The organism is Methylophaga sp. UBA4204 (assembly GCF_002379485.1).
Taxonomy (GTDB): Bacteria; Pseudomonadota; Gammaproteobacteria; order Nitrosococcales; family Methylophagaceae; genus Methylophaga.
This window is the reverse complement of record NZ_DFTU01000011.1, coordinates 47,708-62,494: the sequence shown is the minus strand read 5'-3', so window position 1 is coordinate 62,494 and position 14,787 is coordinate 47,708. Positions and strand designations below refer to the sequence as shown.

Below are 14,787 nucleotides of genomic sequence, written 5' to 3'. Positions count from 1 at the left end.
ACTGCTGGCGGCTATTTTTTCGTCCTACAAGACGGAAATGATGCGATGTAGTTGTTCTACATAAGTCATTTCCAACGCCGTAGGGCGGAAAAATAGCCCCAGCCCTTTGGGTTGTGACTGAAAAAACGCCACTCTTCGTTGCTCGTCACTTATTTAGAACAACTAAAAAGCGCTCCTCGTGCCTTGATTGACGCTTTTTCAGCTCACAACAGAGGCGGAGATGAAAGATCAACAAGTCCTAGGGAATCCGCCGAGGCGGGTTCCTTATACAATTAATGGCAGTCGGACTTCCACTTTCAATCCGCCCATCGCAGAACGACTGAACAACATTTCGCCGCTATAACTTTCTACTATGTCAGACACAATGGCCAGCCCAAGCCCACTCCCAGGTACCGACTCATCAGCTCTGAAGCCTCGTTGTGGTAGTTGTGACAATTTACTTTCATCACAGCCCTGACCATCATCTTCAACCACAAAATAACAATAATGGTTTTGATAAACAGTAATATTGACGCGTTTACGACACCATTTACAGGCATTTTCCAGCAGATTACCCAGCATCTCTAGCAAATCTTCCCGATCACCAAAAAACTGTAAATCAGGTTCAATTTCCCAGTCGATAACGGGTGATTTATCTCGATAAAGTAACTGTAAGGTCCGGCTCAGCTCAGCAATCTCATGTTCCAGATCGACTTTTTGACCCGGCATCGGCGAACCTAGTAAACGGGCACGTTTTAATTCTCTTTCGATGGTTTGTCCCATATCCCGGCTGACCTGATGTAATGCTTTTTGCATATTCGGAAGCGTTTTCAGTTCGCTACTTTCAGCGGTTTGATTCAATAGCGTAAGACGTGTTTTTAGAGCATGTGCCAGATTACCTAATGCAGCACGTGAGCGTTGGGTTTTGCGAGTCATGGTCACCAATAAACGGTTAAGCTCTTGTATCATGGGCTGAATCTCTTCAGGCCCCTGAGTTTCAATTTTTTCCGTTTCACCTCTGCGTAATCTTGAGAGTTGTTGCTGGAGGCGTTGTAAAGGTTGTAATGCTTTGCCAACGATCAACCACTGAATTATCAGCAGAACAATCAGACCAATACCTGATACCAGTGAATACAGCATCTGAAAATGCGATATATCTTCATTCAGTTCACTGATATTTTGCCCCACCATAATGGTCAGGCTTTGTCCTTGCTTGAAATAGCCACGTTGCAGGCTGAACAGTCTTTCCTCATTCGGTCCATCGATTAATGTTTGGCGTTTCTGTCCACTGGCAAGTTGTTCGATGGTTAATGATTCATCCCATAAAGATCGCGACTGTTTACAGATTTTTTCAGTACACACTACATAGTAATGACCAGAAAAAGGTCGTTGATACAAACTGCTGAGACGAAGCGAGCTTAGGTCGAAGGAACCGTCAGGATTAATTTCGACGCTAGCCAGCAGCCCTTCAGTCTCGCTTTCCAACCGTTCCAGGAGTTGTGTTTCGGTAACACGTTCAATGACCAGCGTTATAAGTGCCCATTGCAGCAAAATTAACAGGCTGAGAGTAAACGTCAGACCAATCGACAGTCGGCGTTTTAGTGAGCTCATGCCGATCCGAAAATATAGCCTTGCCCACGACGGGTTTGAATCAAATCTGTGCCTACCTTCTGGCGTAGTCGGTTGACATACACTTCAATAACATTGCTGTCTCTATCACTGTCATATTCATAGACATGTTCCGTCAGTCGGCTTTTCGAAATAACCTGGCCTGGATGCAACATAAAATAGCGTAACAGTCGGAATTCCGTCCCAGTTAAGTTAAAAAAACGGCCATCTTTTAATTTAACGGACTGGGCATCTTCATCAAGCAGTAATCCGGCGACCTGTAATGGTCCTCCACTGGTACCTGAACTACGTTTCAGCACCGCACTGATTCGAGCCAATAGTTCTTCTGTTTGAAACGGCTTAGCAACGTAATCATCAGCGCCGGCTTTAAAGCCCTGCACCTTTTCTTCCCAGCTGCCTCTTGCTGTCAGGATAACCACGGGCACATGATTGTTGCGATGACGCCAGTTTTGCAAAACTTCCATCCCGGAACGTTTCGGTAAACCCAGATCCAGAACAATCAGATCATAGGGCTCAATATCGCCCAGGGCTTCAGCATCAATGCCATCGACAGACAAATCAACGGCATAACCTGCTTGTGATAATGCATTCTGTAGCGTTGGCCCCATCAGCACATCATCTTCAACCAGCAATATCCGCATGTTTAATCGTCCAGTTCGAGTTCGAGCAAGTCGCCATTTGTTGCGTCAAATTCAAGTTCCCAAACCCGTCCCTGATCATCCAGTATTTCAATTTCGTAGACCAGCAAACTGTCATCCCGCTCAAGCTCTGTATCAATAACTTCGCCTTTACGATAGTTATTGGCGGTTTCAAGAATGCTTTCTAATGGCAGAATCTTTCCGGACTCACGCAGCATTCGTGCTTCAGAATGACTGACATCATCAGCCAGCACAGGGCTGGGGAGCAGCCCTGAAACAAGCGCCAAGCCTATTAAATGAAATGCCGATGAAATTGAACGTTGCATAATTTTCCCAAAAAAGCCCTTGTGGTTAACTTGGATGGTATCGAATCAGCCTTAATTTAAGCTTAACTGTTTCTGCAGAAATTAACTTACCCCTGTTGGAATCGTTTAATCATATCGCTCATATGATGTGATTGAGTTGAAAGACCATTGGCAGCGTTATCTGCTATTTCAGCACCGTGTGTTACCTGAGCTGCACTTTCATTCACCTGCACAATATTTCGGTTTATATCCTCACTGACACTGCTTTGTTCTTCAACAGCAGTGGCTATTTGCGTATTCAATTCATTGATATTGCTGACTTCATTAGCGATAGTTTCCAGCGCCTGAATCGAGGATTTAACATGCAGCTCACTGGTTTCACTGGTTTGCTGGCTTTGTTCCATTACCACAACAGCTTGTTTGACCGCGCCATTAAGCTTGCCGATTAAATCCTGAATTTGCTGGGTAGAAAGCTGCGTTTTGCTGGCCAGTGAGCGGACCTCTTCAGCAACGACAGCAAAACCACGCCCATGTTCTCCTGCACGTGCTGCTTCGATGGCGGCATTCAATGCCAGCAAATTGGTTTGATCAGCAATGCTGGTAATGACCTCAATGATCTGACCGATATTACGAGTGTCTTTATCCAGCTGAGCAACCACGGAAGAAATATTCCCAATGGCAGTGCTCAGATCGCTTAACGAGTTCACCGCCTTAGAGGCACTGCTTACGCCATTTTTCGAGAGTTCATCTGTTTCGCGAGCCTTGGTGGCAGCATAGGCGGCATTATTAGCTACTTCCTGAATACTGGCTGTCATTTCAGTCATTGCAGTGGCGACTTCTTCCATACGCATGGATTGCTGGCGAATAGCTGTTTGAATATCAGTCACTGAACGGGCGCTTTCATCCGCTTCATGTTCGATACTGGATGCAGAATCCCGGATCCGGCCCAAAGTCGTTCCAAGCCGGCCACGTAAGAATTCGGTTGGCAACTGGATTTGGCCAATCTCATCTGAACGACCGGTATAGATCAATGCCATCAGTGGATTATCAATTTCCTGTCGCGCTTTTTCTGCAGCTTGTTTTAAAGGTGAAAAAGCCCAGATGGACAATATAAAAAATACCGATAAGGCAATGATTAAAGCGGCGGTCATGGCATAAACAGGGGTGGTGCTCAATAATAAACCTGCTACAACAATAGCGCTCAACAAGGCCAGGGTATGCGCGAGCATAAAACGTGTTTTCAGGTCCATCCTTGCCAGGAAGCTGCCATCCCGAGCTGAACCGCCATTATTGACTCGTTGGTAAACTCTTTCAGCTCTGGCAACACGTTCTCGACTCGGTTTGGTGCGAACCGATTCATATCCAGTAACTTCTCCATTATCGATCATTGGGCTTACATAGCCATCCACCCAGTAATGATCGCCATTCTTAGTACGATTTTTGATAATACCCATCCAGTGATGATTGGATTTCATTGCTTTCCATAAATCATCAAACGCTGCCGGAGGCATTTCTGGATGTCGAATAACATTATGATTTTTATTTAATAATTCATCGGATTCAAAACCGCTGATTTTCTGAAAGGTGTCGTTAAAACTGGTAATAATCCCTTTTAAGCTGGTGGTTGATATTATTTCTTCACCTTCAGGAAAGGCCACCTCGTTATTGGTTATAGGTAGGTTTTTTTTCATGATCTTGCCCTCTGTGGCCCGATTTTTTTATTTTTGTTCAACACTTAATGCGAACTGCCGTTTTTGTACTTTTATTATTATCGGCACTTTCATTGTGGACTTTAAATGAACAGAGGTGAATGGTTTCTGTAATTCATTAAAACTTTTAACTTAATTATCAGAGCAAACAACCAAGCTGAAAAATCAGTAATTACCTTATACAAATCATTTTATTTTTCAGCTATGGTAGGGCTATAAACCCGAAAGAATAGAGGAGAAATACCGTCTATGACTGAATCCACTTCAAAAGTGCCTCACGTAAAGTTGAGTGAGGAACGACAAAGTCAAACGCAAACGGTTTCCCCACCTGCTATTTTAAAAGAGGCAGCTGATCTCGCCGGTGTCAGTTTCAATGGCGATCAGCCTTGGGACATTCAGGTGTTTGATTCAAGAGTTTATCGGCGGATTTTAACGCAGGGTTCTCTCGGGTTTGGCGAAAGCTATATGGATAACATGTGGGAGAGCCATGAACTGGATGAGCTGTTTCACCGCTTACTTAAAGTTGATATCGAAAAACATCTGGGCAGTGTCGCCAAATTCAGACTGTATTTTGAAATCTTTCGCCAGAACCTGTTCAATCGCCAAACCAGCAAACGGGCTTATGAAGTAGGCAAAAAACATTACGACACCGGTAATGATATTTTTCAGGCGATGCTCGACCCCACAATGAGCTATTCCTGTGGGTACTGGGCAGAGGCGGATAATCTGGCCCAGGCCCAAACGCATAAGTTGGATTTGATTTGCAGAAAACTTATGCTTCAACCCGGTGAACGGGTGCTTGAAATTGGCTGTGGCTGGGGCAGTTTTGCTCAATATGCTGCAGAGAATTATGGCGTAGAAGTTCATGGCATTACGATCTCAAAAGAGCAACAAACCCTCGCCCAGGAGCGTTGTGCCGGTTTACCAGTGACGATTGAATTGATGGATTATCGGGATTTAGAAGGGCAATTCGACAAAATTGTGTCTATCGGTATGTTCGAACATGTTGGGCCCAAGAATTATCCGATCTATTTTGACAGTGCAATGAAACTGCTCAAACCCGAAGGACTGTTCCTACTGCACACCATCGGCATTCACGCTACGTCACTTAAAGTGGATCCATGGATTGATAAATACATCTTTCGCAATGGCAAATTACCTTCAGCAGCAGAACTGGCATCAGTCCTTAATAGCCGTTTTGTCATTGAGGACTGGCACAACTTCGGCACTGATTATGACAAAACACTGATGGCGTGGTGGGAAAACTTCGATAAAGCCTGGCCCGATTTATCCACCCATTATGATGAAAGGTTTTACCGTATGTGGAAGTATTATTTGCATAGCTGTGCCGGTTTCTTTCGCTCCAAACAAGGCCAGCTGTGGCAGCTCGTATTAAGTAAACAGGGCCGTGAAGGCGAGTACCGATCTTTAAGATAAGTGATATCGAAAAATTTTGTTTATTGATAAAAGCGATTAATGTTATTGATATTAGTTGTTTTACCGATTCATCTGTTTCGCCTATAGTCATTAAAAACTCACAAAGATGAGTTTTATTTAATGCCCTCAAGGAGGCGAACATGGCAGATAAACAAAAACTTACCACAATTGGTGGTGCACCGGTTGTAGATAACCAGAACAGCATGACAGCTGGCCCTCGTGGCCCGTTATTGATGCAGGATGTCTGGTTTCTGGAAAAAATGGCTCACTTTGATCGTGAGGTGATTCCAGAACGACGGATGCACGCTAAAGGTTCGGGTGCTTTTGGCACGTTTACAGTGACCAACGATATAACCCAATACACTCGTGCTAAAATTTTTGCTGAAGTGGGAAAACAAACGGAATTATTTGCCCGTTTCTCCACTGTTGCCGGTGAAAGAGGGGCGGCAGACGCAGAGCGTGATATTCGTGGCTTTGCCGTTAAGTTCTATACCGAAGAAGGTAACTGGGACATGGTCGGTAATAACACACCGGTGTTTTTCTTGCGTGATCCGTTGAAGTTTCCGGATTTGAATCATGCCGTGAAACGGGATCCCAAGACCAATATGCGTAGCGCGCAGAACAACTGGGATTTCTGGACTTTATTACCAGAAGCGTTACATCAGGTCACGATTGTGATGAGTGATCGCGGTCTGCCGAAAAGTTACCGGCATATGCATGGCTTTGGCAGTCATACCTATAGCTTTATCAATGCCAATAACGAGCGCTTTTGGGTGAAATTTCATTTCAAATGCATGCAGGGTATTGAAAACCTGACCGATGAAGAGGCGGCCAGAGTCGTCGGCGAAGATCGTGAAAGTCATCAAAAGGATTTATTTGAAGCAATTGATCGCGCTGATTATCCTCGCTGGGAATTGAAAGTGCAGGTCATGCCTGAAAAAGATGCGGATACCTATCACGTTCATCCGTTTGATCTAACGAAAGTCTGGCCCCATAAAGATTATCCGCTGATCGATGTTGGTGTAATGGAGCTTAATCGTAATCCAGAAAACTACCATGCAGACGTAGAGCAATCAGCGTTTACACCGGCTAACGTTGTGCCTGGAATTAGCTTTTCGCCAGATAAAATGTTGCATGGACGGTTGTTTTCTTATGGTGACGCCCATAGATATAGGTTAGGGGTTAATCATCATCAGATACCGGTGAATACGCCTAGATGTCCTTATCACAGTTATCATCGCGATGGGGCAATGCGAGTTGATGGCAATTACGGAAGTACTAAAGGCTATGAACCTAATAGCTATGGAGAATGGCAGGAACAACCTGATTTCAGTGAACCACCATTAGCCATCAATGGTGCTGCAGATCATTGGAACTTTAGGGAAGATGATGATGACTACTATTCACAACCCGGTAACTTGTTCCGTTTGATGACGCCAGAGAAACAGCAAGTGCTGTTTGAAAATACTGCTCGGGCAATTGATGGTGCTGATGACGAAGTTAAGAAACGTCATATTCGCAATTGTCTGAAAGCAGATCCTGCCTACGGTAAAGGTGTGGCGGATGCGATTGGTATTTCGCTGAACGATGTGAACTAAACAAATATGGATCATGGTCGCCGTGATATCACGGCAGACTTCGAATTTTATCAGGAGGTAAATTTATGAGTTCGATTGATATTGGTATTAATAAGAAAGACAGAGAAAAGGTCGCCGAAGGTTTGAAAAAATTATTGGCAGACACTTACACCCTGTATTTGCAAACCCATAATTTCCATTGGAATGTCACGGGTCCACGCTTTCGTGACCTGCACTTGATGTTTGAAGAACACTACGTCGAGTTGGCTACAGCCGTCGATGATATTGCGGAACGAATCAGAACACTGGGTGTCTCAGCTCCAGGTACTTATAAAGCGTTTGCTGAATTAAGCTCCATCAAGGAAAAAGACGGTGTACCAGATGCGATGGAAATGACCGAAATTCTGACGCATAACCACGAATTAGTGGTGAAAACCTGCCGTGAAGTATTGAAATTGGCAGAAGCAGCAGATGACGAATCTTCGTCGGCATTAGCATCTGACCGTATGCGAATTCATGAAAAAACTGCCTGGATGTTACGGGCAATGACGCAGTAGCAAGTACTTTTTTCTCTCTCAAATTTTAAGACCGCCCTCGGGCGGTCTCTTTTTGTCTGCAATATGGGATTCACACCTAAGGGATACTTTTAGAGGTGAGCACTATCATTTTGTCTATCTGCATATCTTCCATGCTGTAGGCAATGCCACCGGTGCCATGCCCTGAATGTTTCAGGCCGGCAAATGGCATCCAGTCAACCCGAAATGCAGTATGTTCATTAATCATCACAGCAGAAGCATCCAGTCTTTCTGCAACATACATGGCATTATCAATATTCTGGCTATAAACAGACGCCTGAAAGGCAAAATCCAGACTATTGGCCTCAGCAATCGCTTGATCCACATTCTGATAAGGATAGACACAGACCACCGGCCCGAAAATTTCGCTTTTGGAGACTTTGGCATCTGCTGGCGGATCAAATAATACAGTCGTGGCATAACAGTTATTTGCCATAGCTTCACCGCCGGATAATAATTTTGCGCCCTGGCTTACTGCTTCCTGTACCCAGTCATTTACCCTGGTCACTTCACTGTTACGAATTAAAGGACCGATTTCCGTTTGATCAGATAATGGGTCGCCAATCTGCATTTTATTGCCTGCCACTGCCAGTTTGTCAGCCAGCTCACGTGCAATCGAATGATGAGCAAAAATACGCTGAACTGACACACACACCTGACCGGCATGGTAAAAGCTGCCTTTGGCCAAACCAGGAATGGCTGCATCAATATCGGCTTTTTCATCGACGATTACCGGTGCTACGCCACCATGTTCCAATGCACAGCGGGTTCCAGCCGCCAGTTTGGAACGTAAATACCAGCCTACTTTGGCACTGCCGATAAACGTTAAAAAAGCGACCCGGTGATCGGTGGCGAGTTGCTCAGCAACCTGATGATTTTCGGTCAGTAAAGCCTGGCACCATTCAGCGGGTAAACCAGCCTGATGGAAGATTTTGACTAGACGGAAACAGGATAACGGAGTGTTTTCAGCCGGTTTGACAATTACCGGACATCCCGCAGCAATTGCCGGTCCCACCTGATGAGCAATCAGATTTAACGGGTGATTAAAGGCACTGATGGCAACCACCACACCAATTGGCTCTTTGTGCAGCATGGTTAAGCGATGCTGTGAAGCAGGATTAACACCCATCGGAACCGGATGCGACGTTTGATGACGCAAGGTGTCCATACAATGCCGAATACTATCAATACAACGCACCATTTCGACTTTGGAATCAATTAACGGCTTGCCGCCCTCTTCAGCAGCGCCTTTGGCCAGCTCATCAGATTGCTGCTGCATTAATTCAAGCGATTTTTCCAAAATCGCCAAACGCTGTGGAACAGAAAGCCATTTGCTTCTATCGGTAAATAAACTATGTGCAGTTTGCAGGGCGGTTTCGACGGCGTTGCTATCTGCCACATCAGCGGTAGCGATCAGCTGATCATTATATGGATTGGTCACATCAATCTGTGCCCGTTGTTTGGCTGCTACGCCGGGTAGGTTCAGGGCGAAGTGAGGTGCGCTAGACATAAAGCTTCCTTATAGAATGCAGATTTTTTGTTTCAACCCTTCATTAAGTATTGAGTGGTTGAGAGAATAATCAATGGCAACATCAATCAAATGTACGCCGGGGCTATTGAGTGATTCGCGCAGCATTTTATCGAACTCAATATAGCTGGATGGTCGATGTCCGATGGCACCATAGCTGTCAGCATATTTCACAAAGTCAGGGTTATCGAAATTCAGACCGAAGTCTTTAAATCCCATTCCCTGCTGTTTCCATTTGATCATGCCGTAGGCGTTATCATTAAGAATAATCACCACCAGATCCAGTTTCAGTCGAACCGCGGTTTCCATTTCCTGCGAATTCATCATAAACCCGCCATCACCACAGACCGCAACTACTTTACGATCGGGGTTTATCAGTTTGGCCAACATTGCTGTCGGTAAGCCGGCCCCCATTGTTGCCAGCGCGTTATCCAGTAGCAGTGTGTTGTTTTCATAACATTGATAATTCCGGGCAAACCAGATCTTGTAAAGCCCATTGTCCAGCGCCAGGATATCTTTTTCACCCAGCGCTGCACGAATGGTGGTGACTGCGCTTTGCGGTAAAATTGGAAAACGATCATCATCACTGTAAAGCCCCAGGCGTTGCTGAACTTCCTGTTTAACACGATAGAAATAGGAAAAATCCCAGTTTGACTGTGGTGACAGGGCATCTGATAAGCGATTAATTGACGTGGCAAGATCGCCGATGACATCCAGTTGTGGAAAATACACCGGATCGACTTCAGCCGGCTGGAAATTGATATGAATAACTGGTGCCCCACCATCTTTCATAAAGAAAGGAGGCTTTTCTACAACATCGTGGCCGACATTGATGATTAAATCTGCCCGTTCGATGGCGCAGTGCAGATAATCGGATTCGGATAATGCCGCTGTACCGAGATAACTATCATGACGCTCATCAATAACGCCTTTACCGAGCTGCGTATTAAAAAACGGAATCCCGGTTTTTTCGACAAAACGGGTTAACGCTTTGCTGGCACGTTTCCGGTTTGCCCCGGCACCAATCAATAACAGTGGCATATTGGCCTTGCGAATCATTTCCAGCGCATCTTTTATTGCCGTGTTATCAGCATCCGGACGGCGGATATTTTCGACTACATAAATTCTGTCCTGAACTTCTTCAGCAGCAATATCTTCCGGTAATTCGATATGCACGGCGCCGGGACGTTCCTGAACCGCCAGACGGCAGGCCTCCCGAACCACAGCACCAATCGTATTACCATGCACCACCTGCTTGGTGAACTTGGTGATAGGCCGCATCATGTTAACGATATCGACAATTTGAAAGAGTGCCTGTTTACTGGCCTTTATCGGTTTTTGGCCAGTAATGATCAACATCGGCATGCCACCCAATTGGGCATAAGCAGCGGGGGTGATGAGATTGGTCGCGCCAGGCCCCAGAGTTGACAGACATACACCGGGTTTGCCGGTTAAACGTCCATAATTAGCCGCCATAAATCCTGCGCCTTGCTCATGGCGGGTAATAATCAGTTTGATGGAGGAATGTTGTAGTGAATCAAGGAAATCGAGATTTTCTTCGCCAGGGATACCAAAAATATATTCGACCCCTTCGTTTTCTAACGCTTTAACCAGTAGATCAGATGTTTTCATGGAGTGTTCCTAGGTCCTCTGGGATGGCGGAGCAAACATTGCGTCGTTGCTTGGTTGTACCATAAATAATCAAGGCATCACAGCCCTTACTGAGTGAGGACAGCTATTTCTACCCTTCGGTTGCGTGCTCGACCTGATTCAGTGTCATTTTCTGTGATTGGACGTGTATCTGCATAGCCCTCAACACGAAAACGTTCGGCTTGATATTCTGGATAGCGAAGCAGTTCATGCACCACGGAAGTGGCACGTGAACCGGATAACTCCCAGTTGGAACGATATTGTGATGTACTCAATGGACGATCATCAGTATGCCCTGAAACGACCAGTGGATCCTCAATATTTGCCAGGGCATCTGCAATAGTCTTCAGAACAGGAACAAAGGCCGGTTTTATCGAGGCCAGACCGGAAGGAAAGGAGGCTTGCTCATCAATGGTGATGACCACCCGGTCCTCTCTCGTTTCAACCTGTAGCAGTCCTTCATCAATTTGTTCTTTTAAGGCTTCTTTGATTTCCCTCAGTTGCCGTTGTTGCTTGGCTTGCATGTATAAATTGAGATCAGAGGTTTCAAGAATAGGGTTATTAGGATCAGCATCCTGTCGGACCTCCTGAATGACCGTCATATCAGAAGGATTTGGAGAAAAGGTTTGCCTTATGATTGAAGTGCCTTTTGGGATGGGGTCGGGTTCTTCGGGCTGCTCAACGCCAAAAGCGTTGTGCATGGATTGGGCAACCATTTTTAACCGGACAACATCCAGCTCTGACATGGATAAAAGTAACACAAAGAAACATAACAATAATGTCATCAAATCAGCAAAGATAGCGATATAAGCAGGAATAGCTTTACGTTTTACCATGCGATTCGAAGTACCCGGCGTTCGTTTTTGATTTGTCATTTGTCCGTTCACCAATTCATTCAGATCTTCATAATTGGCTGATGGAATTAGGACAGTATTTATTCGAGGTTTCATTGTTACCGTAACTGTATGATAAATCAAGATTTTGCCGTAGCAATAAGTGGCCTAATAGTAATCCTGTTGGTTAGAACAGGTTGTGACCTGTAACACATCGTTCGGCAATCATTTTTTTATCACATTGTTCCAGCTGTAATATATTGTATGTATTGGCTATTTCACGGATCGCAAATGCGTCCTTTTATCGCAACTAAACCGGTTTTCAACAGCATGATTGCCATAATCGCATTGCTGATTCTGGTTGCCGCAACTTATCTTGATTATGTTATTCAGGATCGGCATAAAAATGCTTTGCTGGCGGAAACTCAGCAGCACCTGAGTATTTTGCATAACAATCTGGTTACAAATTTACAGAACCATATTCAGATCGTACGTGGCCTGCCAGGCTTATTTGCCGTAAATCCTGACTTAACCCAGCAGCAATTTGCAATTGCCATGCAGCATTTGATTGGTGAACACACGCAACTGCGAAATATTGCTGCTGCCCCCGAAATGGTTATTCGTTATATGTACCCGATAGCAGGAAATGAACAGGCTATTGGTCTGAATTACCTTCAGGAGCCCACACAAAAAGATGCGGCTGAACGTGCGAGATTAAATCGAAAACTGGTACTGGCTGGTCCTCTTGAGCTTAAACAGGGTGGGATCGGATTGATTACTCGTATTCCGGTCTATCTTAACGATGAGAAAGGAGATGAATATTTTTGGGGCATTATTTCAGCCGTTATTGACGTTGAGGCCTTTTTTGAGGCCTCAGGCCTTAAGGATGAGACGTTACCAATTGATATAGCCATTCGGGGGAAGGATGGTCTTGGTTCCGCTGGCGAAGTATTTTTTGGTGACGCTTCCCTGTTTAAAGACCCGGTCTTAACCATGCCGCTGGCCTTACCGGACGGCTATTGGCTGCTGACAGGACAACCTGAAGGGGGCTGGAAAACCATTAACAATGATGTATGGCAATCCAGAATTCTGGTTTTTGTGGTTGCATTGGGGATTTTTGCTTTATTGACCGCTTTTGTACGCTTCATGTTTACAGCTTCTCTGGCCAATCTGAAGTTTCGTCAGGTAATAGACTCATCTCCCATCCCCTATATTATGGTGGCAAGGGATCGGAAAGTAAGTTTTATTAACCCTGCTTTTACCGAACTCTATGGCTACAGCACTGCCGATCTGCCTAGTCTTGCTATCTGGTGGAATAAAACCGATATCAATCAGGAATATTTGAGAAAAATAAATGCCTGGTGTGATTCGACCATTGATGCCAAGGCGTTACCCGAGCACTCTGTTGAGATCAAAGTTCACTGTAAAGATGGTACGCCGCGCGATGTGATGCTTTCAGTTTCACCGCTGGATGCGGCTGTGAACAGAGAGTTATTACTGGTGGTTTATGACTTAACCAGTCGTAAGCTGGCAGAACAGAAAATTCACTTTTCAGAGCAGATTTTCAGTCAGGCACATGAGGGAATTGTAGTAACCGATATCCAGGGGCGAATTTTGGAAGTTAACCCGGCTTTTACTGAAATTACCGGCTTCACCGCTCAGGATGCGTTGCAAAATACACCCGCCATAATGAAATCAGGCAAACATGATGATGTTTTCTTTGAGGAAATGTGGCGAAAGCTGGAAAATCACGGACATTGGCAAGGTGAAATCTGGAATCGGCATAAAGATGGACATTTGTATGCATTGCAACTGACCATCACGGCGATGACCAATCCTCAAGGCTTCAAGCAATATTACGCAGGCTTGTTTTCCGATATTACCCAATCAAAAACGCAGCAGGAAAAGCTCGAGCTAATGGCACATTACGATGTGCTGACTCACTTGCCAAACCGGGTATTATTTGCTGACAGATTCAGTCAGGCTGTGGCTCACAGTCAGCGTTTAGGTACTTGGTTAGGGATCTGTTTTCTGGATTTGGATGATTTCAAACCGGTCAATGATACCTATGGCCACAATGTGGGCGATTTATTACTGATTGAAGTGGCTGATCGGCTACGTGCCAGCGTCAGGGAGGAAGATACTATTTCCCGCTTTGGTGGTGACGAATTTGCTATTTTATTTCGTGATATCAATTCCTATGAGCAATGTGAGCAGCTACTCATCAGATTGCATCAGACTCTTGCAGAACCTTATTGGATAGATAACAGGCGCATTACCATCAGTGCCTCCAGTGGCGTCGCCCTGTATCCAATGGATAATGTGGATTTGGATACCTTGCTGCGTCATGCCGACCAGGCGATGTATCAAGCAAAGATGACTGGGCGCAATAAGTCCAGATTATTCAACCCGGAACTAAACCAGCAGGTTATTCAAAAGCATCATGTTGTACAGCGGTTACGTGAGGCGTTGTTAAACGATGAATTTGTTCTGCATTATCAACCAGAAATAAATATGCGAACTGGAGAAATAATTGCAGTAGAGGCTTTGATTCGCTGGCAGCACCCGCAGCGTGGATTGTTGTTTCCAGGCGATTTTTTAACGGATATGGAAGGCTCTGAGCTCGAGTTTGAGCTGGGACTGTGGGTTATTGATTCAGCTTTGCAGCAATTACAGTACTGGCAGCAGGGTGGTTTGGATATCGTAGTGAGTGTCAATATTGCAGCAAATCATTTACATGCCAAAAACTTTATTCAGTCTTTACAGCAGATTTTAAATCGCTACCACGATATACGGCCAGCGTCATTACAGTTAGAAATTCTTGAGAGCAGTGCATTGGGTGATGTGACCACACTTAGTCGTATTATTGATGATTGCCGTGAGCGGGTAGGGGTTCTGATTGCACTTGATGATTTTGGCACCGGCTA

At 45.0% G+C, this 14,787-nt stretch carries 11 protein-coding genes; 4 read left to right on the top strand and 7 right to left on the bottom strand.

The window, feature by feature from the left end; all coding sequences use genetic code 11:
• Positions 1–264 precede the first annotated feature (264 nt).
• The 4 genes from B3182_RS01725 to B3182_RS01710 all read right to left on the bottom strand — a co-directional run bounded on the left by B3182_RS01725 (position 265) and on the right by B3182_RS01710 (position 4,242).
• Positions 265–1,590 carry a sensor histidine kinase gene (locus B3182_RS01725; RefSeq protein ID WP_292354343.1) on the bottom strand — a complete coding sequence of 442 codons (1,326 nt, stop codon included), beginning with the start codon at positions 1,588–1,590 and terminating at the stop codon, positions 265–267.
• Positions 1,587–2,249 carry a response regulator transcription factor gene (locus tag B3182_RS01720; protein WP_292354344.1) on the bottom strand — a complete coding sequence of 221 codons (663 nt, stop codon included), beginning with the start codon at positions 2,247–2,249 and terminating at the stop codon, positions 1,587–1,589. Before B3182_RS01720 ends, B3182_RS01725 begins: the two co-directional genes overlap by 4 nt.
• 2 nt (positions 2,250–2,251) lie before the next feature.
• Positions 2,252–2,572: a PepSY domain-containing protein gene (locus B3182_RS01715; RefSeq protein ID WP_292354346.1), complete on the bottom strand. Its 321-nt coding sequence runs from the start codon at positions 2,570–2,572 to the stop codon at positions 2,252–2,254.
• 86 nt (positions 2,573–2,658) lie between these two features.
• Entirely contained in the window at positions 2,659–4,242 is a 1,584-nt protein-coding gene (locus B3182_RS01710) for a methyl-accepting chemotaxis protein (RefSeq protein ID WP_292354348.1), read from the bottom strand.
• 267 nt (positions 4,243–4,509) lie between these two features.
• On the opposite strand from B3182_RS01710, the gene cfa reads away from it, so the two are divergent.
• The 3 genes from cfa to B3182_RS01695 all read left to right on the top strand — a co-directional run bounded on the left by cfa (position 4,510) and on the right by B3182_RS01695 (position 7,831).
• Positions 4,510–5,697, top strand: coding sequence for a cyclopropane fatty acyl phospholipid synthase (gene cfa / locus B3182_RS01705; RefSeq protein WP_292354349.1), 1,188 nt, complete (start codon positions 4,510–4,512; stop codon positions 5,695–5,697).
• A gap of 140 nt (positions 5,698–5,837) precedes the next feature.
• A complete protein-coding gene (locus B3182_RS01700; protein WP_292354351.1) occupies positions 5,838–7,295 on the top strand; it encodes a catalase in 1,458 nt (485 codons plus the stop codon).
• Between the two features lie 65 nt (positions 7,296–7,360).
• Positions 7,361–7,831 (top strand): Dps family protein, encoded by a 471-nt coding sequence (locus tag B3182_RS01695; RefSeq protein ID WP_292354352.1) that lies wholly within the window; start codon positions 7,361–7,363, stop codon positions 7,829–7,831.
• A 76-nt stretch (positions 7,832–7,907) separates the two neighbouring features.
• On the opposite strand, the gene B3182_RS01690 is transcribed toward B3182_RS01695, so the two are convergent.
• The 3 genes from B3182_RS01690 to B3182_RS01680 all read right to left on the bottom strand — a co-directional run bounded on the left by B3182_RS01690 (position 7,908) and on the right by B3182_RS01680 (position 11,902).
• A complete protein-coding gene (locus B3182_RS01690) occupies positions 7,908–9,359 on the bottom strand; it encodes an aldehyde dehydrogenase family protein (RefSeq protein WP_292354354.1) in 1,452 nt (483 codons plus the stop codon).
• A 9-nt stretch (positions 9,360–9,368) separates the two neighbouring features.
• Positions 9,369–11,009, bottom strand: a complete 1,641-nt coding sequence (locus B3182_RS01685) for an acetolactate synthase large subunit (protein WP_292354355.1) — start codon at positions 11,007–11,009, stop codon at positions 9,369–9,371.
• A gap of 86 nt (positions 11,010–11,095) precedes the next feature.
• Positions 11,096–11,902 (bottom strand): OmpA family protein, encoded by an 807-nt coding sequence (locus tag B3182_RS01680; protein WP_292354357.1) that lies wholly within the window; start codon positions 11,900–11,902, stop codon positions 11,096–11,098.
• Positions 11,903–12,151: 249 nt separating this feature from the next.
• Here B3182_RS01680 and B3182_RS01675 point away from each other — a divergent pair.
• Positions 12,152–14,787, top strand: a 2,636-nt coding sequence (locus tag B3182_RS01675; RefSeq protein WP_292751285.1) for a bifunctional diguanylate cyclase/phosphodiesterase, incomplete at its 3' end; no start/stop codon positions are given.